19 protein-coding genes and 1 tRNA gene are annotated in these 21729 nt (G+C 63.2%); 5 read left to right on the top strand and 15 right to left on the bottom strand.

Translation table 11 applies throughout. From position 1 onward, the window contains the following. Window positions 1-51: 51 nt before the first annotated feature. The gene (locus K3752_RS16815) at window positions 52-939 is read left to right on the top strand and encodes a DMT family transporter (RefSeq protein ID WP_170360994.1); all 888 of its coding nucleotides are present in this window, start codon (window positions 52-54) and stop codon (window positions 937-939) included. On the opposite strand, the gene K3752_RS16810 is transcribed toward K3752_RS16815, so the two are convergent. Continuing rightward, window positions 915-1436, bottom strand: a complete 522-nt coding sequence (locus K3752_RS16810) for a glutathione peroxidase (RefSeq protein WP_170363901.1) — start codon at window positions 1434-1436, stop codon at window positions 915-917. The two genes, K3752_RS16815 and K3752_RS16810, sit on opposite strands and share 25 nt — an antisense overlap. 145 nt (window positions 1437-1581) lie before the next feature. Here K3752_RS16810 and msrB point away from each other — a divergent pair, with 145 nt between their 5' ends. Together msrB and msrA are read left to right on the top strand one after the other, a co-directional pair. Continuing rightward, window positions 1582-2031 (top strand): peptide-methionine (R)-S-oxide reductase MsrB, encoded by a 450-nt coding sequence (msrB, locus tag K3752_RS16805; RefSeq protein ID WP_170443774.1) that lies wholly within the window; start codon window positions 1582-1584, stop codon window positions 2029-2031. After that, window positions 2028-2540, top strand: coding sequence for a peptide-methionine (S)-S-oxide reductase MsrA (gene msrA / locus K3752_RS16800; protein WP_260063864.1), 513 nt, complete (start codon window positions 2028-2030; stop codon window positions 2538-2540). Before msrB ends, msrA begins: the two co-directional genes overlap by 4 nt. Window positions 2541-2543: 3 nt before the next feature. On the opposite strand, the gene K3752_RS16795 is transcribed toward msrA, so the two are convergent. The 8 genes from K3752_RS16795 to K3752_RS16760 all read right to left on the bottom strand — a co-directional run bounded on the left by K3752_RS16795 (window position 2544) and on the right by K3752_RS16760 (window position 14761). Continuing rightward, the gene (locus tag K3752_RS16795; RefSeq protein ID WP_260066348.1) at window positions 2544-4547 is read right to left on the bottom strand and encodes a hydantoinase/oxoprolinase family protein; all 2004 of its coding nucleotides are present in this window, start codon (window positions 4545-4547) and stop codon (window positions 2544-2546) included. Between the two features lie 71 nt (window positions 4548-4618). Further along, window positions 4619-5656 (bottom strand): tRNA epoxyqueuosine(34) reductase QueG, encoded by a 1038-nt coding sequence (gene queG / locus K3752_RS16790; RefSeq protein ID WP_260063863.1) that lies wholly within the window; start codon window positions 5654-5656, stop codon window positions 4619-4621. Between the two features lie 75 nt (window positions 5657-5731). Next, window positions 5732-6397 carry a glutathione S-transferase family protein gene (locus K3752_RS16785; RefSeq protein WP_260063862.1) on the bottom strand — a complete coding sequence of 222 codons (666 nt, stop codon included), beginning with the start codon at window positions 6395-6397 and terminating at the stop codon, window positions 5732-5734. A 59-nt stretch (window positions 6398-6456) separates the two neighbouring features. Continuing rightward, window positions 6457-7197, bottom strand: coding sequence for a monofunctional biosynthetic peptidoglycan transglycosylase (mtgA, locus tag K3752_RS16780; RefSeq protein ID WP_260063861.1), 741 nt, complete (start codon window positions 7195-7197; stop codon window positions 6457-6459). Window positions 7198-7237: 40 nt separating this feature from the next. Beyond that, window positions 7238-8155 carry a Hint domain-containing protein gene (locus K3752_RS16775; protein WP_170447148.1) on the bottom strand — a complete coding sequence of 306 codons (918 nt, stop codon included), beginning with the start codon at window positions 8153-8155 and terminating at the stop codon, window positions 7238-7240. 176 nt (window positions 8156-8331) lie between these two features. Next, window positions 8332-12864 (bottom strand): glutamate synthase large subunit, encoded by a 4533-nt coding sequence (gene gltB / locus K3752_RS16770; RefSeq protein WP_260063860.1) that lies wholly within the window; start codon window positions 12862-12864, stop codon window positions 8332-8334. Then, window positions 12861-13298 carry a GFA family protein gene (locus K3752_RS16765; RefSeq protein ID WP_170459404.1) on the bottom strand — a complete coding sequence of 146 codons (438 nt, stop codon included), beginning with the start codon at window positions 13296-13298 and terminating at the stop codon, window positions 12861-12863. The genes gltB and K3752_RS16765 overlap by 4 nt, the downstream gene beginning before the upstream one ends. A gap of 29 nt (window positions 13299-13327) precedes the next feature. Continuing rightward, window positions 13328-14761, bottom strand: coding sequence for an NAD(P)-dependent oxidoreductase (locus tag K3752_RS16760; protein WP_260063859.1), 1434 nt, complete (start codon window positions 14759-14761; stop codon window positions 13328-13330). A 228-nt stretch (window positions 14762-14989) separates the two neighbouring features. Here K3752_RS16760 and K3752_RS16755 point away from each other — a divergent pair, with 228 nt between their 5' ends. Then, on the top strand, window positions 14990-15793 hold the full coding sequence (locus tag K3752_RS16755; protein WP_260063858.1) for an undecaprenyl-diphosphate phosphatase: 804 nt from the start codon (window positions 14990-14992) through the stop codon (window positions 15791-15793). Here the strand turns inward: K3752_RS16755 and K3752_RS16750 are convergent, their stop codons facing one another. Then, complete coding sequence (locus K3752_RS16750) at window positions 15794-16777, bottom strand: complex I NDUFA9 subunit family protein (protein ID WP_260063856.1); 984 nt, start codon at window positions 16775-16777, stop codon at window positions 15794-15796. A gap of 211 nt (window positions 16778-16988) precedes the next feature. Between K3752_RS16750 and K3752_RS16745 the strand changes: the two genes are divergently transcribed. After that, window positions 16989-17075, top strand: a tRNA-Leu gene (locus K3752_RS16745). A gap of 56 nt (window positions 17076-17131) precedes the next feature. Here the strand turns inward: K3752_RS16745 and K3752_RS16740 are convergent. The 5 genes from K3752_RS16740 to K3752_RS16720 all read right to left on the bottom strand — a co-directional run bounded on the left by K3752_RS16740 (window position 17132) and on the right by K3752_RS16720 (window position 21578). Further along, window positions 17132-18112, bottom strand: coding sequence for a hypothetical protein (locus tag K3752_RS16740; RefSeq protein WP_260063855.1), 981 nt, complete (start codon window positions 18110-18112; stop codon window positions 17132-17134). Between the two features lie 91 nt (window positions 18113-18203). Then, on the bottom strand, window positions 18204-18656 hold the full coding sequence (locus tag K3752_RS16735) for a carbon monoxide dehydrogenase subunit G (protein ID WP_093963846.1): 453 nt from the start codon (window positions 18654-18656) through the stop codon (window positions 18204-18206). A gap of 106 nt (window positions 18657-18762) precedes the next feature. Then, complete coding sequence (locus tag K3752_RS16730) at window positions 18763-19575, bottom strand: XdhC family protein (RefSeq protein ID WP_170447156.1); 813 nt, start codon at window positions 19573-19575, stop codon at window positions 18763-18765. Between the two features lie 12 nt (window positions 19576-19587). Further along, complete coding sequence (locus tag K3752_RS16725; protein WP_260066346.1) at window positions 19588-20778, bottom strand: VWA domain-containing protein; 1191 nt, start codon at window positions 20776-20778, stop codon at window positions 19588-19590. Continuing rightward, complete coding sequence (locus tag K3752_RS16720; RefSeq protein WP_254430801.1) at window positions 20778-21578, bottom strand: MoxR family ATPase; 801 nt, start codon at window positions 21576-21578, stop codon at window positions 20778-20780. Before K3752_RS16720 ends, K3752_RS16725 begins: the two co-directional genes overlap by 1 nt. Window positions 21579-21729 lie beyond the last annotated feature (151 nt).

The following is a 21729-nucleotide window of genomic DNA, read 5'->3' as shown; positions in this document are numbered from 1 at the left end:
GGCCCGAGAGAAAATCGGAAACAGTCGCCGCACATTCAAACAGGAGCGGTCATGGATCTGCGCGCCATCGCCATGGGGCTGGCCTTTGCCTTCATCTGGTCGTCGGCCTTTACCTCGGCGCGGATCATCGTCGCGGATGCCTCGCCGCTGTTTTCACTGGCGGTTCGCTTCCTGATTTCCGGCCTCCTGGGTGTCGCCATCGCCGCGGCCATGGGCCAGAGCTGGCACCTGACGCGGTCGCAATGGCATGCGACCATCCTGTTCGGAATCTGCCAGAATGCCCTGTATTTGGGTCTGAATTTCTATGCGATGCAAACGGTCGAGGCCTCGGCGGCGGCGATCATCGCCTCAACCATGCCGCTCTTGGTGGCGCTGGCCGGCTGGCTGCTGTTCGGGGAACGGTTGCGTCCGCTGGGTGTCGTGGGTCTGCTGGCCGGGTTCGCTGGCGTGGCCCTGATCATGAGCAGCCGGATCAGCGCAGGGATCGACCTGTTTGGCGTTGCCCTCTGCGGGCTGGGCGCGCTGGCGCTGACCTTCGCCACGCTGGCCGTGCGCGGGGCGACCTCGGGCGGGAATTTCATGATGGTCGTCGGTTTGCAGATGTTCGTCGGCTCGGCGGTTCTGTTTGTCGCCGCCCCGTTGTTCGAGACGATCTATGTCCGTCCAACCTGGCCGCTGGCGCTGGCCTTCACCTACACGACCCTGTTCCCCGGCCTGCTGGCCACGTTGATCTGGTTCTTGCTGCTCAACCGGATCGGGCCGATCCGCGCGGCCACCTTCCATTTCCTCAACCCGGTGTTCGGGGTCACAATCGCCGCGATTCTGCTGGGTGAACGGTTGGGCGCAATGGACGCCGTTGGTGTTGCGGTTATCACGCTGGGCATTCTGGCCGTGCAGTTGTCACGCCAGCCAGTTCAGCGCAGCAGCGCCTCGACCTGACTGCGCAGCTTGCGAGAGTCCGGCCGGGTCGTCGACCCAAAGGTCGCCACGACCTCGCCATCGGGGCTCAGCAGGATCTTGTTGAAATTCCAGCCCGGCACAAACCCGGTTTCGGCCGCGACCGCCTTGTAGAACGGGTGGGCCTGCGGGCCGGTCACGGGGGTGATGTCGGTCATGGGCAGGGTCAGGTCATAGTTCAACTCACAGAACTCCTTGACCTCACTGGCGGTTTCCAATTCCTGATTGAAGGAATCCGACGGGACCGCCAGAACCACCAAACCTTCGGGTCCATAGGTGTCCTGCAGCTTTTGCAGCCCGGAATACTGCCCGGTAAACCCGCATTGCGAGGCCGTGTTGACCACCAGAACCGGCTGGCCGCGCCAGTCCGACAGCGACAGCGTGCCGCCATCGATCGATGGGAATTCTCCGGACACGGGCGCGGCCTGCACCGTTCGACCGATCAACAACAAGGCAGACAACAGCAACATTCTGAACATGGCGTGACCTCCTCTTTGGTAATGATACGCTCGAAGCACGGCGGCAGATCACCCGCACGATCGCGCGAGCCGGGTGAAACAGGGCTTTGCTTTTGTCGCGGCGCACCCCAAATATCTCGGCAACGTATGCAATGCCGGAGGACCCATGCCCAAATATACCAAAGATCCATCGGTTGTCGCGGCCCTGTCGCCCGAGGAATTCCACGTCACCCAGCGCAACGGGACCGAACGCCCCGGCACCGGCAAATATCTGCACAACAAAGAACCGGGCATCTACGTGGATGTCGTATCGGGCGAGCCGCTGTTCGCCTCGACCCACAAATACGAATCGGGCTGCGGCTGGCCCAGCTTCACCAAACCCATCGTGCATGACCACGTCACCGAGCTGGAGGACCGCTCGCTGGGCATGATCCGGACCGAGGTCCGCTCGAAACACGGCGACGGCCACCTGGGCCATGTGTTTCCCGATGGTCCGCTGGATCAGGGTGGGCTACGTTATTGCATAAACTCCGCCGCGCTGCGGTTCATCCATCGTGACGACATGGAGGCCGAGGGCTATGGCGAATACCTCGATCAAGTGGAGGACCCGAAATGACCGAACACCGCGCCGTTCTGGCCGGAGGCTGCTTCTGGGGCATGCAGGACCTGATCCGCAAGCTGCCCGGCGTTCTGCGCACCCGCGTCGGATATACCGGCGGCGACGTGCCCAACGCGACTTATCGCAACCACGGCACCCATGCCGAAGGGATCGAGATCTGGTTCGACCCCGCGCAGATCACCTATCGCGATCTGCTCGAGTTCTTCTTCCAGATCCACGACCCGACCACCGTGAACCGTCAGGGCAATGACATCGGAATGAGCTATCGCTCGGCCATCTATTACTGCGACGAGACGCAGAAACAGATCGCGCTGGACACGATCGCCGATGTGGATGCCAGCGGGCTGTGGCCCGGCAAGGTCGTCACCGAGGTCGAACCCGTCGGCGATTTCTGGGAGGCCGAGCCCGAGCATCAGGACTATCTTCAGCGTATCCCAAACGGCTATACCTGCCACTTCCCGCGCCCGGACTGGGTTCTGCCCAAACGCAGCAACGCCGCCGAATAACGCTCAGCCGACGGCCACCCGCGGGCGGCCGCTGGCTTCGACGGTCAGCATCGCCTCGACGAAGACATCCTTGCCTTCGATCCGGGCGGTGCGGATGTCACGGTTGACGATCACGCGGATATCCTCGGCCCCGGCTTCGCGCACGGCGCTTTCGGTCTCGCGCCGCAGTTCGGCCTCCAGCAGGTCCAACGCGGGTTCGGGTTCGGGGAAATCCTGCGGCCCGTCGTTCAGATGCACGCGGTACCGGCCTTCGGACGGGGCGGTCACCGTGCCCGCCCGCCGCATGGTCAGCCGCCCCACGACGGCCCCGATCGCGTTGGCCACCCCGGCATGGTCGGGCAGCACCATGGTACAGCGCAGCCGCTCACCGACCGCCGGGTAATAGCTTGGCGCCGAGGCCCCCAGCCCGACCACATCCACGTTCAGCCTCGTGTCCAACGCCAGCAGACCGCGATGCCCGCGCAAGCCCCGCCGCGTCAGCACATGGCGCGCCAGATCCTCGGGCGGCAGGCCGAACGCCTCGGCCTCTTCCGCAAAAGCAGTCTCTAACAAGGTTAAAACGGTCTGCTCGGTCAACTGATCCACGATCATCCCGGCCAGCTCATCGGCCGAGCCCGCCAGCCGGTCGCCCGACCCCACACGACGGCGAGCAATCAACTCCAGCGCCTTGCGCGCGGCATCGGCATCCCAATCGGACAGGCGCCCCAGAACGTGGCTGGCATCCGACGGCGTCACCCCCGAAACCTGAACGATCCCGCGATCCACCAGCCGGGTCAGAGCACCGTTTTCCATCCGCGTGCGCAACAGGGCGCTCAGGGACATAACCTTGTCCCCCAGCCGCTCCAGCAGCCCCGCCTCGCGCGGGCCCAGACCCTCGGCGTGGATGCCGGGCACACGGCGGGCGAAACGGGTGTCGTGCTCGCCCACCGTGGTCGCGCGCAACTGCTCGTCCAGCGCGGCATGGACCACCCCGGGCGCCTGGGCCGCGATCAGCGACACCGGCAGCACCCGGCGCGGACCCAGGAACACACCGCCGCGCAGGCCCTCCGTCACCACATGCACCTGGCTGTCACCGCCCAGACCATGCGTGCGCATCGCCACCGCCTCGACCATGGTGCGGAACCCGCCGACCCGGGCGCCCGCCGGGTCGATCGCCGGTTTTCCATCACGGATCAGCGCCACATCGGTCGTCGTCCCTCCGATATCCGACACCAGCGCGTCCTGAACTCCGGTCAGCCAGCGCGCCCCCACGATCGAGGCCGCCGGACCGCTAAGAATGGTTTCGATCGGCCGCTCCCGCGCCTGCTCGGCGCTCATCAAGGCGCCATCCCCACGCACCACCATCATCGGCGCGTCGATGCCCAGCTCGAGCAACACATCCTGCGCCCGGCCAATCAGGCGGTCGATCATTCCGATCAGACGTGCGTTCAGCACTGCCGTCACCGCACGTTTCGGCCCGTTCAGCTTGGCCGACAACTGATGCGAGCAGGTCACCGGCGCACCGGTCTTTTCGGCGATGATCCGCGCGACCTCAAGCTCGTGCGCGGGGTTGCGCGTGGCGAACTGGGCTGCGACCGCGAACCCGGAAATCCCGGACTGCTGGTCCAGAAATTCGGTCAACGCCCCTGTATCCAACGGCGCGGCCTCGGCCCCGGCATGGCTGTGCCCGCCCGCGATCACCAGCGCCGGGTCACCCTTCAGCGCATCGCGCAGCCCATGCCTGTCCAGATCGCCGTCCCGAAACCCGACATAGATCAGCGCAACGCGCCCGCCCTGCCCCTCGACCAGCGCGTTCGTGGCCAGCGTCGTCGACAGCGACGCCATCGAGATCTGACCGGGCGCGACCTGCGCCTGGTCCAGCACCACCCGGATCGCCCGCCCGACGCCGATCGCCAGATCCTCGCGCGTGGTCAGGGACTTGGCCGAGGCGATCACCTCTTTCTCGTCCCGGATCAGCACCGCATCGGTGTAGGTTCCACCGGTATCCACGCCCAAAGCCAACGCCATCGGGGTCTCCATCCTGTTCGCAGTCACGGGTGTAGCGGTTTGAACCGACGCGTCCAGCCTGTTTGCGGCATTCACGACAGTTGTTCGACCGCCCAGCGCGCCGCGTCCGCCACCGTGGGGTCGGGGTCCTCGGTCAGCGCCTGCGCGACCGGAATCAACGCCGACGACCCGGAATTGCCGATGGCATACAGTACGTTGCGCACGAAGCGGTCGCGCCCGATCCGCTTGATCGGTGAGCCCGAGAACCTGGCCCGGAACGCCGCATCGTCCAACCCGGCCAGTTCCGCCAACGGCGGCGCCATCAGGTCTTGGCGCGCGGCATAGCGGATGTCGCTGGCCGCGACCGCGAACTTGTTCCACGGGCACGCGGCCAGGCAATCATCACAGCCATAGATCCGGTTGCCCAGCTTGCCCCGCAACTCCTGATCCACCGGCCCCTTGTGCTCGATGGTCAGATAGGAAATGCAACGCCGCGCATCCAGCTGATAGGGTGCCGGGAAGGCTTCCGTGGGGCAGGCATCCAGACAGGCTCGACACGACCCGCAATGATCCACTTCCGGCGGGTCCGTCGGCAAGTCCAGGGTGGTGAAAACAGACCCTAAAAAGGCCCAATTGCCCCACTCCCGGCTGACCAGATTGGTGTGTTTGCCCTGCCAGCCCAACCCGGCCGCATGGCCCAAGGCCTTCTCGGGCACCGGCGCGGTGTCGACGAACACCTTCACCTCGCCCCCGGCTTCGGCAATCAGCCAACGGGCCAGGCGCTTCAGCCGCTTCTTGACCAGATCGTGGTAATCCCTGTTTTGCGCATAGACCGAGATCGCCCCGCGATCGGGTCGCCCCAGAACCTCGGTCGGATCATGATCCGGCGTGTAACTCTCGGCCAGCATGATGACCGAGCGCGCCTCGGGCCACAGCTGCGCCGGATCCCCCCGCCAATGGGTCCGCTCGGCCATCCAACCCATCTGCCCGTGATAATCCGCCGCCAGAAAGGCGGCCAACCGCGCAGGCACTTCCGGCACGTCCCAGGGTCGGCAGATCCGGCACGACACGAACCCCTCGGCCCGGGCCTGCGCCACCAACCTGTCCTTCAATGCCGTCGCGCTGTTCATCTGGCCCAAAATATCCTCGGGGGTGAATTGGCCCAACGGGCCAAGAGGGGGCAGACAGCCCCCTGCCCCAACCTATCAGAAATCCAGGTCGGCGTAATGGGCGGGCGGGCGGAACCCCGGCACCTGATCCGCCAGAATCGACCGGAAGGCCGGGCGAGACTTGATCTTGGCGTACCAGTCCTTGACCACATGGCTGCGATTCCAGTCCACGTCCGAAATATAGTCCAACGCCGACAGATGCGCGGCAGCCGCAAAATCGGCCAATGTCATCTGATCCCCCGCCAGCCAGCGCCGCTGATCCAGCAGCCAGGCCATGTAATCCAAGTGGAACTTGATTGCCCGCGCGCCTTCCTTGACGTTCTTGCTGTCGGGATAGCCCTGACCGGTCACTTTTTTGTTCACCCGCTCGTACAGCAGCTTGGATGTCACCTCATGGTGGAATTTGTCATCAAACCAACTGACCAGACGGCGCACCTCGAACCGTGCTTCCGGAGTTTTCGGCATCAATGCGGGTTCCGGCCGTGTCTCTTCGATGTATTCGCAGATCGCCGCGCTTTCTGACATCACCCGGCCATCCAGCCGCAGAACCGGGACCTTGGCCGCAGGGTTTCTGCGCAAGAAGTCCGGGGATTTTTCCCAGTACTTTTCCTCGACCAATTCGACTTCGATCTTCTTTTCCGCCAGGGACAGGCGGACTTTTCGACTAAAGGGGGACAGGGGAACGTGAAACAAACGCGCCATGTGGATCCATTCGAACCAATTGAGTACCGCTCAGCAATAGCCGCTGACGGGCAGAAGTTTCAATCCTCGAAGCAATCTGCGCGACCATCTGCGCGGATGGTGGCCGCTCCATCGCGGATCGCGGCGGCTCGTCTGCGGGTGTAAACCGACGGGTCCGTGACCGAACGGTTTCGCGGTGACGGAAGGATTGCCGCCAGCCGCGCCGCCTGCACCGGGCTGAGTTGGGCGGAACTGACTCCAAAATTCTTGCGGGCGGCCGCCTCGATCCCGAACAGTCCCTCACCGGTCTCCGCCACGTTCAGATACACCTCGAGTATGCGCTTCTTGCTCCAGAGGATTTCGACGACCGGGGTCATGGAGGTCTCAAGCGCCTTGCGCACCCAACTGCGCCCCTGCCACAGAAAGACATTCTTGACCACCTGCTGAGAAATGGTCGACGCCCCGCGGTTGCCACCATCTTCAAGCGCATCGCGGATCGCGTTTACGTCAAAGCCCCAATGCAGGCAGAAATTCGCATCCTCGGCCGCAACGACCGACCGGGCCATGACCGAAGACATATCCTCGATCGCGACCCATTCCCGGTCCACCTTGCCGAGGCGGCGCCACTCGGACCAGATCGTATGGGTGATCGGCGGGTTGACCACGGTGTAAAGCAAAACAAGCGCCACGAACGCCGCGGCCAGAGCCCCAATGACACGCAGTACCCACCGCCGAATCCGAACGATGAGCGTTTCCGTTTTCCGAGACCGGGTTGCCTTTTTGGACTTACCGCGGGATTTGCGCGCTGCTTTCTTCGCCATGTTCCTGCTATACGCCGCAGCACCGGTATTTGGAACGGAATTATGACGCGATCAGCCGCCCTTCGCGCGGGCGCACCACCGGACGGGCGGTTTTCGGACCACCATCTTCCACCGCTGCCAACTGCGGGAACAGTCGCAACAGCTCGGCCTGGGTTTCCCGGTCAGACCGCGTAACGGCGTGCCCGGGATAGTAGCTTTCGCTTTTGGCGCCGTTGGCGATGACGATCTCGTGTTGGTCGAACAACAGGTGGAAATACTCGATCTCTCCACCTTCGACCCGCGTCACCGTCGTGCCGTTGACCAGGGAATGTGCGGCAACCAAAACCTCGGGGTGGCCGTAGAAATAAGCCGCGCGCCAATCGTCGATCAGCATCCGGTGCTGGGGCGAGAACAGAGTGTCACGGTCCAGTCCCAAAACCCCTTCGGCAAAGCGGATCGGTGCGGCGTTGCCCTCGGCCGCGACGGTGGTTCTGCCGACCCAGATCAGGGCCCGCGCACCATTGTCGACCGTCGTGACAAGGTCACCGGCCTGCAGATCCTCGACGCGGCGCAATCCATCGGGTGTCTTTATCATTGTTCCGGCAGTAAAACACGGCGGCCCAAGCTCACCCGGAACCACCAAGGGACCTTCGGTATTGACGAAAGTCGTCGAGACTAGCGTCCCCTCTTGCAGCACCTGACCGTCCGTCGGGGTGAACACGCGGCTGCCATCAGCCAGATAGAAGGTGATTCCCGTGTAGGTGACGTTCCCCACACCGGACACGTTGATCGTCACCGTGTCGCCCGGCCAGGATCGGGTGACATCAATGCCGTTGACCGAGTCATTGTCGGAACTGTCGATGTCGCCATCGTCGTTCTGGTCGACCAGATTGTACTTCTCAACCGTCAGAAGGGTCCCCGTTGCCGGCGGGCTGGCCGGATCCATGGCAAAGAACTGGTCAAGATAGGTCGTGGGCATGCGACGACTCCCTGGCGAAATTGGCGGCAAGCGGAAGCATTGGCGAAATTTCCAAACTTTCCGTGTACAGGCCTAGCGACACGCAATGTTTTTTCAAGAAATCCGGAAACGGGAGGGCACAAAACGAAAACCCCGCGTGTCTTTTCAAACACGCGGGGCAGGTTTCACAGGCGGCCTTACTCGGCCGGAACCGCCGCTGCCTCGTGGCTCAGCGGGTGGCTGAGTTTGTTCAGCATCTCCTTCGGGCAGACCTGCAGGAAGTTCGACAGCTCGACATCCCAGTGCTGCAGGATATCGGCGGCCTTGCGGCTGCCGGTCTCCGCGGCGTGGCGCTCGATCAGCGACTTCAGCTGCATCTCCCAATGCTCGACCGTTACGGGGCAGGTCACCAGGGTTTCCATGTTCATCAGCAGCTGCGCCTTGCCTTCGGGGTCGTACAGATAGGCCATGCCGCCCGTCATCCCCGCGCCAAAGTTCGCGCCGATGTCACCCAGAATCACCGCAACGCCGCCGGTCATGTACTCACACCCGTTCGAGCCGCAGCCCTCGACCACCACGGTGGCACCCGAGTTGCGCACGGCAAAGCGTTCACCAGCACGGCCAGCCGCGAACAGGTACCCGTCGGTCGCGCCGTACAGGACCGTGTTGCCGATGATCGTATTCCGGTCGGCCTGCAGCGGGCTGACCTGCGGCGGGCGCACGACGATGGTGCCGCCCGACAGGCCCTTGCCCACATAGTCGTTGGCGTCGCCCGACACTTCCAGCTTGAGCCCCGGCGCGGCGAAGGCGCCCAGCGACTGGCCGGCCGAGCCCTGCAGTTTCACATGCAGGTGGTCCGGCTGGAACGTGTTGCGCATCCCAAAGTTCTGCACGATGTGGCTGGACACGCGGGTGCCCACCGTCCGGTGCGTGTTCTGCACGGCATAAGACAGCTGCATCTTCTCGCCATCCTTCAGGAACCGCGCAGCGTCGCGCACGATTTCAGAGTCCAGCGTATCGGGCACCGCGTTGCGGGGCTTGTCACGGTCATAGACGATGTTTTGCGCGCCATCGACGGTGATCAGAAGCGGATTCAGGTCCAGATCGTCCAGATGCGCCGAACCGCGGCTGACCTGCGCCAGCAGATCGGCCCGGCCGATGATCTCGTCCAGCGACCGCGCGCCGATGCTGGCCAGAATCTCGCGCACTTCCTGCGCATAGAAAGTGATCAGGTTCACCACCTTGTCGGCATTGCCGGTGAACTTGGCGCGCAGGCTCTCGTCCTGCGTACACACGCCCACCGGGCAGGTGTTCGATTGGCACTGGCGCACCATGATGCAGCCCATCGCGATCAGGGCGGCGGTGCCGATGCCGTATTCCTCGGCCCCCATCATCGCCGCCATGACGATATCGCGCCCGGTGCGCAAACCGCCATCGGTGCGCAGGGTCACCCGCTCGCGCAGGTTGTTCATCGCCAGAACCTGGTGCGCCTCGGTCAGGCCCATCTCCCACGGCAGGCCGGCATATTTGATGCTGGTCGCGGGCGATGCCCCGGTGCCGCCATTGTGGCCCGAGATCAGGATGATGTCGGCCTTGGCCTTGGCCACCCCGGCGGCGATCGTGCCCACGCCCGAGGACGCCACCAGCTTGACCGTCACCTTGGCGCGCGGGTTGATCTGCTTGAGGTCATAGATCAGCTGCGCCAGATCCTCGATCGAGTAGATGTCGTGGTGCGGCGGCGGCGAGATCAGCGTCACGCCCTTGGTCGAGTGACGCAGGCGCGCGATCAGATCGGTGACCTTCATGCCGGGCAGCTGGCCGCCCTCGCCGGGCTTGGCACCTTGGGCCACCTTGATTTCCAGCTCTTCGCACTGGTTGAGGTATTCGGCGGTCACACCGAACCGGCCCGAGGCCACCTGCTTGATCTTGGCCGAGGGGTTGTCGCCATTCGGCTCGGGCACGAAGTGTGCGGGATCTTCCCCACCTTCACCCGAGTCGGATTTCGCGCCGATCCGGTTCATCGCCACGTTCAGCGTCTTGTGCGCCTCGGGGCTGAGCGCGCCCAGCGACATGCCCGGCGTGACGAACCGCTTGCGGATCGAGGTGATCGACTCGACCTCCTCGATCGGGATCGGCTTGCCAAGCGGTTTGAAATCCATCAGGTCGCGCAGATGGATCGGCGGGTTGGCCTGCATCTTGGCCGAATACTGCTTCCAAAGCTCGTACGAGGCGCGGTTGCAGGCCATCTGCATCATGTGCATCGAGGTCGCTTCCCACGCATGGGTCTCACCCGATTTGCGGGCCTTGTAGAAGCCACCGATAGGCAGAACATCCAGGCCACTCTTCCAGCCTTTGGCGTGGATTCCTTCAGCCTTGGATTGAATGCCGGTGACGCCGATGCCGGAAATCCGGCTGGTCATGCCGGGGAAATACTCGGCCACCATGGCGCGGCTCAGGCCCACGGCTTCGAAATTCAGGCCGCCGCGATAGGACGAGATCACCGAGATGCCCATCTTGGCCATGATCTTCAGCAGGCCCTGGTCGATCGCCTCGCGGTAACGCGCGACGTTTTCAGTCAGGCTGCCTTCCAGCAACCCGCGTTCGATCCGGTCGGCCAGCGAATCCTCGGCCAGATAGGCGTTCACCACGGTCGCGCCACAGCCGATCAGCACCGCGAAATAATGCGGGTCGATGCATTCCGCCGAGCGCACGTTGAGCGAGCAGAAGGTCCGCAGGCCCTGACGGATCAAGTGCGAATGCACCGCGCTGGTGGCCAGGATCATCGGCATCGCCACTTGGCCGGGGCCGGAATACTGGTCGGTCAGCACCAGGTGACCCGCGCCCGAACGCACGGCCTCCTCCGCCTCGGCGCGGATGCGCGCCAGCGCGGCGCTCAGCGCACCGGTGCCGGGGTCGAAGGTGCAGTCGATCTCGGCCAGCGGCGCATCGAAATTCGCCACCAGTTCTTCCCACTGGGCGTTGCCGACAAAGGGGCTTTCCAGCACCACGATCTCGGTCTGGCTGCTGTCTTCATCCAGCACGTTCTTGAGGTTGCCGAATCGCGTCTTCAGCGACATCACGCGGTATTCGCGCAGGCTGTCGATCGGCGGGTTGGTCACCTGGCTGAAGTTCTGGCGGAAGAAATGGCTGAGCGGCCGGTACTGTTTGGACAGAACCGCCGAGGGCGTGTCGTCGCCCATCGAGGCGATCGCCTCTTTGCCATCCTCGGCCATCGGTGCGAGGATCTGCTCCAGTTCCTCGACCGTGTAGCCCGCCGCGATCTGGCGCTTGCGCAGTTCCTCACCGGTGAACAGCGGCTTTTCGGCGACCTTCGCCAGCTTTTCGTCCAGATCGTTGATCTTGCTGACCCATTCGCCGAACGGCAGGGCCGCGGCCAGCTTGTCCTTGATCTGCTTGTCGCGGTACAGCTTGCCCTTCTTCATGTCGACGGCCAGCATCTGGCCCGGACCCAGCGCACCTTTTTCCTTAACGCTGGCCTCGTTGATGGGGACCATCCCCGCCTCGGACCCGGCGATCACCAGACCGTCGCCGGTGACGACATAGCGCATCGGGCGCAGGCCGTTGCGGTCCAGCCCGGCGCAGACCCAGCGCCCGTCGGTCATGGCCAGCGCGGCAGGGCCGTCCCACGGCTCCATCACCGAGTTGCAGTAGGAATACATGTCGCGCCAGGACTGCGGCAGTTCCACCGCCTGTTTCGACCAGCTTTCCGGCACCAGCATCGTCTTGGCCATCGGGGCCGAGCGGCCCGCGCGCACCAGAACCTCGAACACCGAATCCAGCGCCGCCGAATCCGACGATCCGCCGGCGATGATCGGCTTGATGTCTTCGGCATAGTCGCCAAAGGTCGCCGAGGCCATGCGGATCTCGTGGCTTTTCATCCAGTTGATGTTGCCCTTCAGCGTGTTGATCTCGCCATTGTGGGCCAGCATGCGGAACGGCTGCGCCAGCCACCATTGCGGGAAGGTGTTGGTGGAATAGCGCTGGTGATAGATCGCAAAGGCGGATTCGAAACGCTCGTCCATCAGGTCGGGGTAGAACACAGCGACCTGCTCGGCCAGCATCATGCCCTTGTAGATGATCGACCGGCAGCTGAGCGAGGCCAGGTACAGACCCGAAATCCCCGCGGCGGCGGCGGCTTTCTCGATCCGGCGGCGGATGACGTACAGCTCGCGCTCGAACGTGTCCTCGTCAACGCCCTTGGAATTCGAGATCAGGATCTGCTCGATCTCGGGCCGGGTCGCGTTGGCCTTTTCACCCAAGCAGGTGACATCCACGGGCACGTGTCGCCAGCCATAGATGTAGTAACCCATCCGCAGAACTTCGGTTTCCACGATGGTCCGGCAGCGCTCTTGCGCGCCGAAATCGGTGCGCGGCAGGAACACCTGCCCCACGGCGATCAGCTCGTCCATCTTGGGCTCGTGCCCGGTGCGGCGGATCTGGTCATAGAAAAAGGGGGCCGGGATCTGCACATGGATGCCCGCGCCGTCGCCGGTCTTGCCGTCGGCATCCACCGCGCCGCGGTGCCAGATCGCCTTGAGCGCATTGATCCCCGCCTCGACCACCTTGCGGCTTTTCTTGCCGTCAACCGAAACCACCAGGCCGACCCCGCACGAGGAATGCTCTTCCTGCTCGGAATACAGGCCATTTTCGGCCATCCACTTGCGCTTGGCTTCCTCGGCCCGGACCCAATCGGCATCATATTTCGTCATTGGCTGTCTCCTTCTTCCGACGGGGCGTACATGGCCATGACCTCGGCTTCGGTCATCTGGCGGCGCTCACCTGCGAACGCGTAACCTTCGGGCTTCTTGTCGATGTAAAGTTCAAGTTTCAGCGTGTTGCCGGCCGCGTTGTCGAACAGGCCTGCCGCGATCTGTGTCTGGCCGTGCATCTCGCCCGGCAGGGTGATCCGGTACCACAGTGCCGAGCCGCATTCTTCGCAGAAGGCACGTTCGGCCCAGTCGGACGAGGTGAAGGTCCTGACCGGCCCCAGCGCCGCATAGCCCGGCTGGGCCGGAAAGGTGACCAGCGCGCTGCTGGTCCAGCGGCGGCACATGTCGCAATGGCAGGCGCCCAGCGCGTCGCGGGCGGGGGTCGCGGTCACGGTGACCGCGCCGCACATGCATTGGCCTTGCAATTCGGGCATCCTGTCCCTCCTGTCGCTGGGCTGCGGGGTCACTCGGCCGCAAGCGCGGCCTTGCCGTTGAACCGGTCGATGATGGCCTGCGCGCAGTCACGCCCGTCGCGGATCGCCCAGACCACCAGCGAGGCACCGCGCACGATGTCACCGATGGCATAGACGCCGTCCATCTCGGTCTCGCCGGTTTCGAACGCGGCCTTGACGGTGCCCCAGCGGGTCACGGGCAGGTCGGGCTGGCCGAACAGGGTGGGCAGGTCCTCGGGCTCGAAGCCCAGCGCTTTGATGACCAGATCGGCCTCTTCGACGTAATCTGCGCCTTCAATCACTTCGGGGGCCTGGCGGCCGGTGGCATCGGGCTGGCCTAGGCGCATCTTCTGCACCATCACGCCGGTGACCCGCTCATCGCCAACAAAACCCTTGGGCGCGCTGAGCCATTCAAAGATCACGCCCTCTTCTTCGGCGTTCTGGGTTTCGCGCTGTGAACCCGGCATGTTCGCCCGGTCGCGGCGATACAGACATTTGACCGAGGTCGCACCCTGACGGATCGAGGTGCGGACGCAATCCATCGCCGTATCACCGCCACCGATCACGACCACCTTCTTGTCCTTGGCGTTCAGGCGGCCATCGTCGAACTCAGGAACCGCGTCACCAAAGCTTTTGCGGTTCGAGGCAGTCAGGAAATCGATCGCCTTTTCGATACCGGGCAGGCCGCTGCCGGGCATGGACAGATCCCGCGACTTGTAGACGCCCGTCGCAATGATCACGGCGTCATGTTTTGCGTGGATCTCGGCGAACTTGGCAGCGTCGACGTCACAGTTCAGCTCGAAAGTCACGCCGCCCTCGGCCAGCAGGTCGTTGCGGCGTTGAACCACGTCCTTTTCCAGCTTGAAGCCCGGGATGCCGTACATCAGCAGCCCGCCCGCGCGGTCATAGCGGTCATAGACCGTGACCTGAATCCCGGCCCGGCGCAGCATGTCCGCCGCCGCCAGGCCACCAGGCCCGCCCCCGATGATGCCCACGCTTTCGGGGCGCTCGGCGGTTGGAGCAACAGGTTTGACCCAGCCTTCTTCCCACGCGGTGTCGGTAATGTACTTCTCGACCGCACCGATGGTGACAGTGCCATGGCCCGATTGCTCGATCACGCAGTTGCCTTCGCACAAGCGGTCCTGCGGGCAGATACGTCCGCAAATCTCGGGGAAGGTATTGGTGGCCTGGCTGGTCTGATAGGCTTCTTCCAGCCGTCCGGTAGCGGTCAGGCGCAGCCAGTCCGGGATGTTGTTGTGCAGCGGACAGTGCGACTGACAGTACGGCACACCACACTGGCTGCAACGGCTGGCCTGCTCGGCGGCTTTTTCGGCAGCGTATTCGGCATAGATTTCATGAAAGTCCGCTCTGCGATCGGTTGCGGCGCGCTTTTCAGGCATGTCACGATCGATCTGCACAAATTTCAGCATCGCTTGCTTGGCCACGGTCAGACTCCATGAATTGGCTTGGTCGGATTTCTTTATGCGAAGCCAATTCGGATGAAAAGTCAATTGTACTGACCTAAATTGGAAAAAAACGGAAAGATCGATCTCTTTCGGCGACTTTCTGTGCATTTTTAGGGCCACTTCGGACCTAAATCCTGGCTTTCCTTTTGCTGATCGCGCTTATACGCCTTGAATGCAAAGAACGCAGGCGCAAACACGGGCGGGCAGATGAGTCTTTTTCAGCTGATTCTGGTGGCGATCATCCAGGGGATCACCGAGTTTCTGCCGATTTCGTCATCAGGCCACCTGATCCTGCTGCCCAGCCTCACCGGAATGGAAGACCAGGGGCTGGCCATCGACGTCGCGGTGCATGTGGGCACATTGGGCGCGGTGGTTCTGTATTTCTGGAGCGACGTGAAACTGGCCCTTGCGGGCCTGCCAAGTGCGTTGCGCGGGCGCATCGACACCCCACAGTCTCGACTGGCCATGGCCTTGATCGTGGCCACCATCCCGACCGTCATCGTCGGCGCGATCCTGCACCTGACCGGCCTCAGCAGCGCGATGCGATCCGTGGCAGTGATCGGGTGGACGATGCTGGGCTTCGGATTGCTGCTGTATTGGATGGACCAGAAAGGCCCCCAGACCAAAGAGGCCGCGGACTGGGGGCTGCGCGACGCGGCTATTTTGGGTCTGTGGCAGGTCCTGGCGCTGATTCCCGGCACCTCTCGGTCGGGGATCTGCATCACCGGCGCGCGGCACTTGGGATATACCCGCGAGGACGGCGCGCGCATTGCGATGTTGATGTCGATCCCCACGATCATCGCCTCGGGTGCGTTGCTGTCGCTGGACGTGATCGGGCAGGCCAACGCTCAGCTGGCCAAGGACAGCGCCATTGCAGCCGTATTCGCCTTTGTTTCGGCCCTGTTGGCGCTGAGCCTGATGATGCGTCTGCTGCGTAGCGTCAGCTTCACGCCATATGTGATCTATCGCGTGATTCTGGGTACGATCCTGCTGATTGTCGCTTACAGCTGATCAGATGCGCAGGTTCCGGGCCGAGTTCTGGATGTCGTCGTACTGACCCGACGGGCGGAATTTCCACAGGTATTCCGGCAGAACCGATTCCAGCGAAGCAGGCTCGATCCCCAGATCGGCGAAACCTTTCGCTCCTTCGGACACCACATTGTCACGGCGCAGGTTCTTCAACTGGTCGCGGGTCAGGATGTTGTTCGGAAACAGCTGGAAGCTGATGAATTTCAGCATGTCCAGAACCCCGGCCATGATCCGCCCAACCCAGAACGGCAGACCGATGATGATGCGGCGGCGGTGGATCACCTCGAGCATCTGCTGCATCAGTTCGCGGAAGGTCTTGGCCTCGGGTCCACCCAATTCGTAGACGCCCGTTGCGGCCTGGCCCAACACACCCTTGACCGCGGCCTGCGCCACGTCATCCACAAACACCGGCTGGAACCGGGTGTCGGCGCCAAAGATCGGAAGGAAGGGCGAGATACGGGTCATGCCGGCGAAACGGTTGAAGAACTGATCCTCGGTCCCGAAGATCACCGAGGGCCTCAGGATCACGGCATCGGGGATATGGGTCAGCACGGCAGCTTCGCCCGCAGCCTTGGTGCGTGCGTATTCGCTGTCGGAATTCGCGTCAGCACCGATGGCCGAAATATGGACCATACGGGAAATGCCTTGCTCGGCCGCCAGACGGGCGATGCGGCCCGCGCCTTCGTCTTGCACGGCGCCAAATCCATTCTTGCCCAGTTCGTTCAGAACGCCCACGCAGTTGACGACCGCATCGGCACCATGCATCGCACTGGCCACCGAGGCATCGTCGCGGATATTGCAAAGAATCGGCTCGACCTGGCCGACGACGCCATAGGTCTTGACGAAGATCGCCTCGTTCGGACGACGGACCGCCACCCGTACACGCCACCCTTCGTTGGCCATGCGTCGCGCGATATAGCGGCCGACGAATCCCGATCCACCGTAAATCGTGACCAGTTTGGACATGGTTGGGCTCCTGCTGTGTAGGTCTTGTTCCGATCTACCGCTCCAAAGCCCGGCAAACAAGGCGCAATAACGCCGCGCATCAGGCAAAAAACACTGCCGGAACCTGCGGGATCGCGCCGCGGGAAGATGGCTGAAAAAAAACTTTCGAAATTCCGTTCGAATCCTGTTGACGCCCTCGGCGAGTAGGCTTAAACGCCCCTCCACGACACCTGCCCAGGTGGCGGAATTGGTAGACGCGCTAGCTTCAGGTGCTAGTGTCCGTATGGACGTGGAGGTTCGAGTCCTCTCCTGGGCACCATATCCCCGAACAGATGTGACGACCGCACAAACCTTCCTCGAACGGGTGGTCGGCTCTCATTCCGTCTTCTGCAATTCCTCCATCTCGCGGCGACGGATCTTTGCCTGAGACCGCACCCGCTTGGTGAATTGCTGGGGAAGGTCCGGTCCGCGCAGCGCCGCGTAGGCCTTGCTGGTCGGGTCGCCGATCAGCTCGGCGTATTTGACCCATGTGCAGAAGGCAAAGACATCGCGCAGGCTGACATGCTCACGGGTGTTGCTGTCCCGGGCTTGTGCCGGAAGCTTGATCGACCTGAAATAGGCCTTTTCGATAGCAGGCCATTGCGGATCGGGCACGAACTCGGGCGCGTCATCGGTTTCCGGGAATTTGAATGCCGGATACTTCTGCCCGTATTCCGAACATCCGTGCGAGATCTTGCTGCTGATTCCTTCAGTCCCATGCTTGGCCTGAAGATCGCGGAACGCCTGCAGGCAGGCGCGCACGTCATCAACGGTGTCGCAATAAATATAGGCCTTGTACGGAAATTTGATCCCGTCGCGCAGCTCGATCATGCATTTGCGGGCATTGTCATTGGGTAGATCCAGCTTCAGCAGCAGAGCATAAGTCTGGAACATCGCACGCAGGTCATGCGGTAAAATCTGCACCTTGTAGCAGTCATTGCACAGCGCCGGGATGGCGCCGGTATCTTTGAAGAAGTCCAAAAAAACGCCGCAATAGGCGTTCTGCCCGCGCACCTTGAGGACGCGCCCGGAAAAGACCTGCCCGATCGGCACCGCTTGCGAAACTCCGCGGCTTCGCAATGCAGCCAACCATGCGCGGTACTGTTTGACCATGTGCTCGGGCTCAAATAGATCCGCCTGCCAATCGGCGCCCAGCGAGGTAACGATGTCCGCTTGTGCCGCAGAAAAACGCCCGGCCGAACCCGGAGCCTTGGGCGCATGTTCCAGCCGTGTGACCAGCTGACGAATCGACTTGAGGTCAGCGGGCTTCATCACCAGCCAATTCTCAAGTTCGGCAATTTTCAAGGTGGGGGGCACCATTGTCTCCTGCTGCATCAGCGCCAAACGCTATGCAGGTGCATACCCCCCTCACGCAATTCGTCAACCGGAACGGCGCCGGGCGCCTGCTTCAGGCAGCGGTTTGCGCGGCAACGACCTCGCCGAACCGGGTGAAGAACTTGCCCGAGAGCTTCTTGGCCGTTCCGGCAATCAGACGACTGCCCAACTGGGCAATCTTGCCCCCGACATCAACTTTGGCGGTATAGGTCAGAACGGTCTCATCACCATCCTCGGTCAGCGTCACGTCCGCACCACCCTTGGCAAAGCCCGCGGCTCCGCCCTTGCCCTCGCCCACCAGCGAAAATCCGTCGGGGGCGTTGGTCTGGTCCAGTGTCACCTCGCCAGCGAAACGCGCCTTCACCGGACCGATTTTCAGAACCACCTTGGCCTCAAGCTCGTTGGGGGCGGTCTGGGTCAGCTCTTCGCAGCCGGGGATGCATTCCCGCAGAACCTCGGGATCGTTCAGCGCGCGATAAACCGCGTCCCGGGGGGCCGCAATGCGAATTTCGTCAGTCAGTTCCATTGGGTATTCCTCTGCTCAACAACATCTGGGAAAGACGCGCAGCGCCTGTTCCGCGGCATCCTCGGGGGTTTGAGCGGGTCGGGGCGGCCATAGCCGCGCCACCCAGCTACGCAAGTTTTTCATCATGAGTTGTCTCCTCGGCGGTGTCCGCATTTCGCCAGCGCACGATCTCGGCCAGGATCGACAAGGCGATTTCATGCGGATCAATGGCCCCGATATCCAGCCCGGCAGGCGACTTCAGGCGCGCAACCTTCTCGGTGTCCATGCCCTGCGATACCAACCTGGCCGACAGCACCTTTGCCTTGCGCTGGCTGGCCACCATCGACACCCGCCTTGCCGGCGTACCCAGCGCCGAGGCCAACGCGGCCCTGTCGTTCTGGCCTTGCGAGGCGACGACCACAAAATCGCGGGGCTCAACCCCCAACGCATCCACGTCGTTTGGGTCGAAACATGATTGCGCCGCTTCGTCGCTGGCCTCAAACGAAACGAATACGCGCAACCCGGCCAATGCCGCATGAGCCGCCAACGCATGGGCAATCGGGGTATCGCCAAAGATCACCAGGCGGGGTGCGTGTTGATAGGGTTCGACCAGCAGATCGACCGTACCGCCGGATGGGCAGCCACTCTTGAAGGTCTGAACGCCATCCGGATCGGTCATTGCCACCACCTTGTCCGAGGGTTTCACGCGGATCATCCGCGACGCACCGCTGGCCAGCGCTTCCTGTGCCGAGGCGCGCACCGCCCGCTGGACACAGGCTCCGCCCAGATGGCCGAGAATCCGCCCGTCCCGGGTGATCGCCGCCTTGGCGCCCGCCTTGGCCGAGGTCGCATCTGCCGTCCGCACCACCGTTGCGACGCAGAACGCCTCGCCGCTGCTGCGCAACTGGTCAATCGTGTCGAAAATGTCGAAACCAGGCATGATCGGTTCCTCTCACAACTTTTGAAACTCGGGCTCCAACGCGGCCAGCGCGTCGAGCGTGTTTGCCGGAAGGTGCGCATCCAGTTGGGGCAAGGCGGCCTGCATGGCGGCGGCGACGGGCTGATAATTCTCCCAACCTTTCAGAGGGTTCAGCCAGACGATCCTGCGCGCCTTGCGCCGGATCCTCGCCAGAGCCGCACCCAGCGCCTGCGGGTCAGAGCTGCAATAGCCATCCGAAAGGATCAGCACGATGGTGCGCCCATTCAGCGCCCGCGCACCGTATCCGTCCAGAAACCTTTCGAGACTGCCAGAGATGTCCGTGCCGCCGCCAAAACCTTCGGCCATCAGTGACAACCGGCCAGCGGCGCGCAAGGTGTCGTGGTCCCGCAACGCATCGGTGACCCGCATCAACCGCGTGTGAAACAGATAGGCATCCGCATCCGTGCCGCTGGCCACAAGGCCCTTGAGAAAGGCCAGAAATACCCGCGAATAGACGGTCATCGACCCGCTGACATCGCACAGCGCGACGATCCGCATCGGGCGAGGCAGTCGGGCACGGCGAAACAGCTCCAAAGGCTCGCCCCCGCGCGCAACGCTCGCCCGCTGGATGCGACGCATGTCCAGCGCCGGACCCCGCCGCGCCTGTTTGCGCCTGCGCGAACGTCGATCCCGGATCGCCCGCGCCAGGGCGAGCGCCGCGGCTTCGGCCCGGCGCAGGGATTGCTCATCCATCAACTCGCGCAGATCGCGGCGTGACAGGTTGTCGGTCCGGGTTGCGATCAGCTTCCCGTCTGTTCCTTCGGCCTGTCCATCCCCGGAATCCGAGGTGCTGGCATCCTGCGCATCGGGGGAGTCGTCAGCGGAATCTCCGCGATCTTCGGTCTGCCAGATCATCGGCTTGGCCGACTGGACCCTGACATGGGTGTTCTGTGCGACACCGCTCCGCTGCTTGCCCGCGTTGAACCAATAGGCGTCGAACAAATCGTCAAAGCGCCGCCAATCCTCGGCATCCCCGGACATCAGGGCACACAAGGCATCCCGCGCCTGCCCGACATCGGTGGCCTCGACCGAGGCCAGTGCGGCCAGCGCATCTCCGGTCTCACGCGGTCCGACCCGCAAACCGTTCCCGCGCAGATGCGCCACGAACCCCGCCATCCGGTCAGCCAATCCATGCGCCCGCGATGGAAACCGTGTCACCTGCATCACGCGACCTTTCCGATCAGGCGATCCATCACCTCGGGCGGAACGGCATCATAGTCCGCAGCGGTCTTCAGCAGACAAACCAGAGTGGCCTGTACAGCCTCGGGCGTTTGGGACAGATCGTTGACGCCAAGACCCGACAGGGCCGCGGCCCAATCCAGCATCTCGGCAATACCGGGTGTCTTTTCCAGATCTTCCTTGCGCAGGTTCTGAACCACTCCGATGATCTGCCGCGCCAGCAGCCCTTCGACTTCGGGCATCCGGGCCCGCAGGATGGCCATTTCGGTCTCGCCAGACGGATAGTTCAAAAAGCTGTACAGACACCGCCGCCGCAGCGCATCCGAAAGATCGCGCGTACCGTTCGCGGTCAGAATGACGATGGGTCGCGTTTTGGCGGAAATCGTCCCCAATTCCGGGATCGTGATCTGAAAGTCCGACAGTATTTCAAGCAGATAGGCTTCAAATTCTTCATCCGCCCGGTCAATCTCGTCGATCAGCAGTACGGGCGGATCATCGGCGCTGATCGCCTCCAACAACGGCCGCTTCAGCAGATAGTCATCGGAAAACAGTTGGGCCTCGCTGGTTCCGCCACGCGCCTCGGAGGCTCGGATGGCCAGCAGCTGCCGCTGGTAGTTCCACTCATAGATCGCGTGACTGGCGTCCAACCCTTCGTAACACTGCAAGCGGATCAAACGGGCGTCACGCCACGCCGCCAACGCCTTGGCCACTTCGGTCTTGCCGACACCGGCCGGACCCTCCAGCAGCAGCGGTCGTCCCAGGGTCTGGGCCAAATGCAACGCCATCGCCAACCGGTCGTCGGCAACATAGCCCTGCTGGGCCAAACCGTTCTGAACGTCACTCAGTGTCACACCAGGGTCCAATCTTCGTTTGACCAAAATATCCCGAGGGGGTCGGAGGGGTCAGCACCCCCTCCGTTGGGTCGGACCGGGCCCC

This window comes from Ruegeria sp. B32 (genome assembly GCF_025141855.1).
In the GTDB taxonomy this organism is placed as follows: domain Bacteria; phylum Pseudomonadota; class Alphaproteobacteria; order Rhodobacterales; family Rhodobacteraceae; genus Ruegeria; species Ruegeria arenilitoris.
The sequence above is the reverse complement of the archived record's forward strand: the minus strand, read 5'-3'. Positions and strand labels throughout refer to the sequence as shown.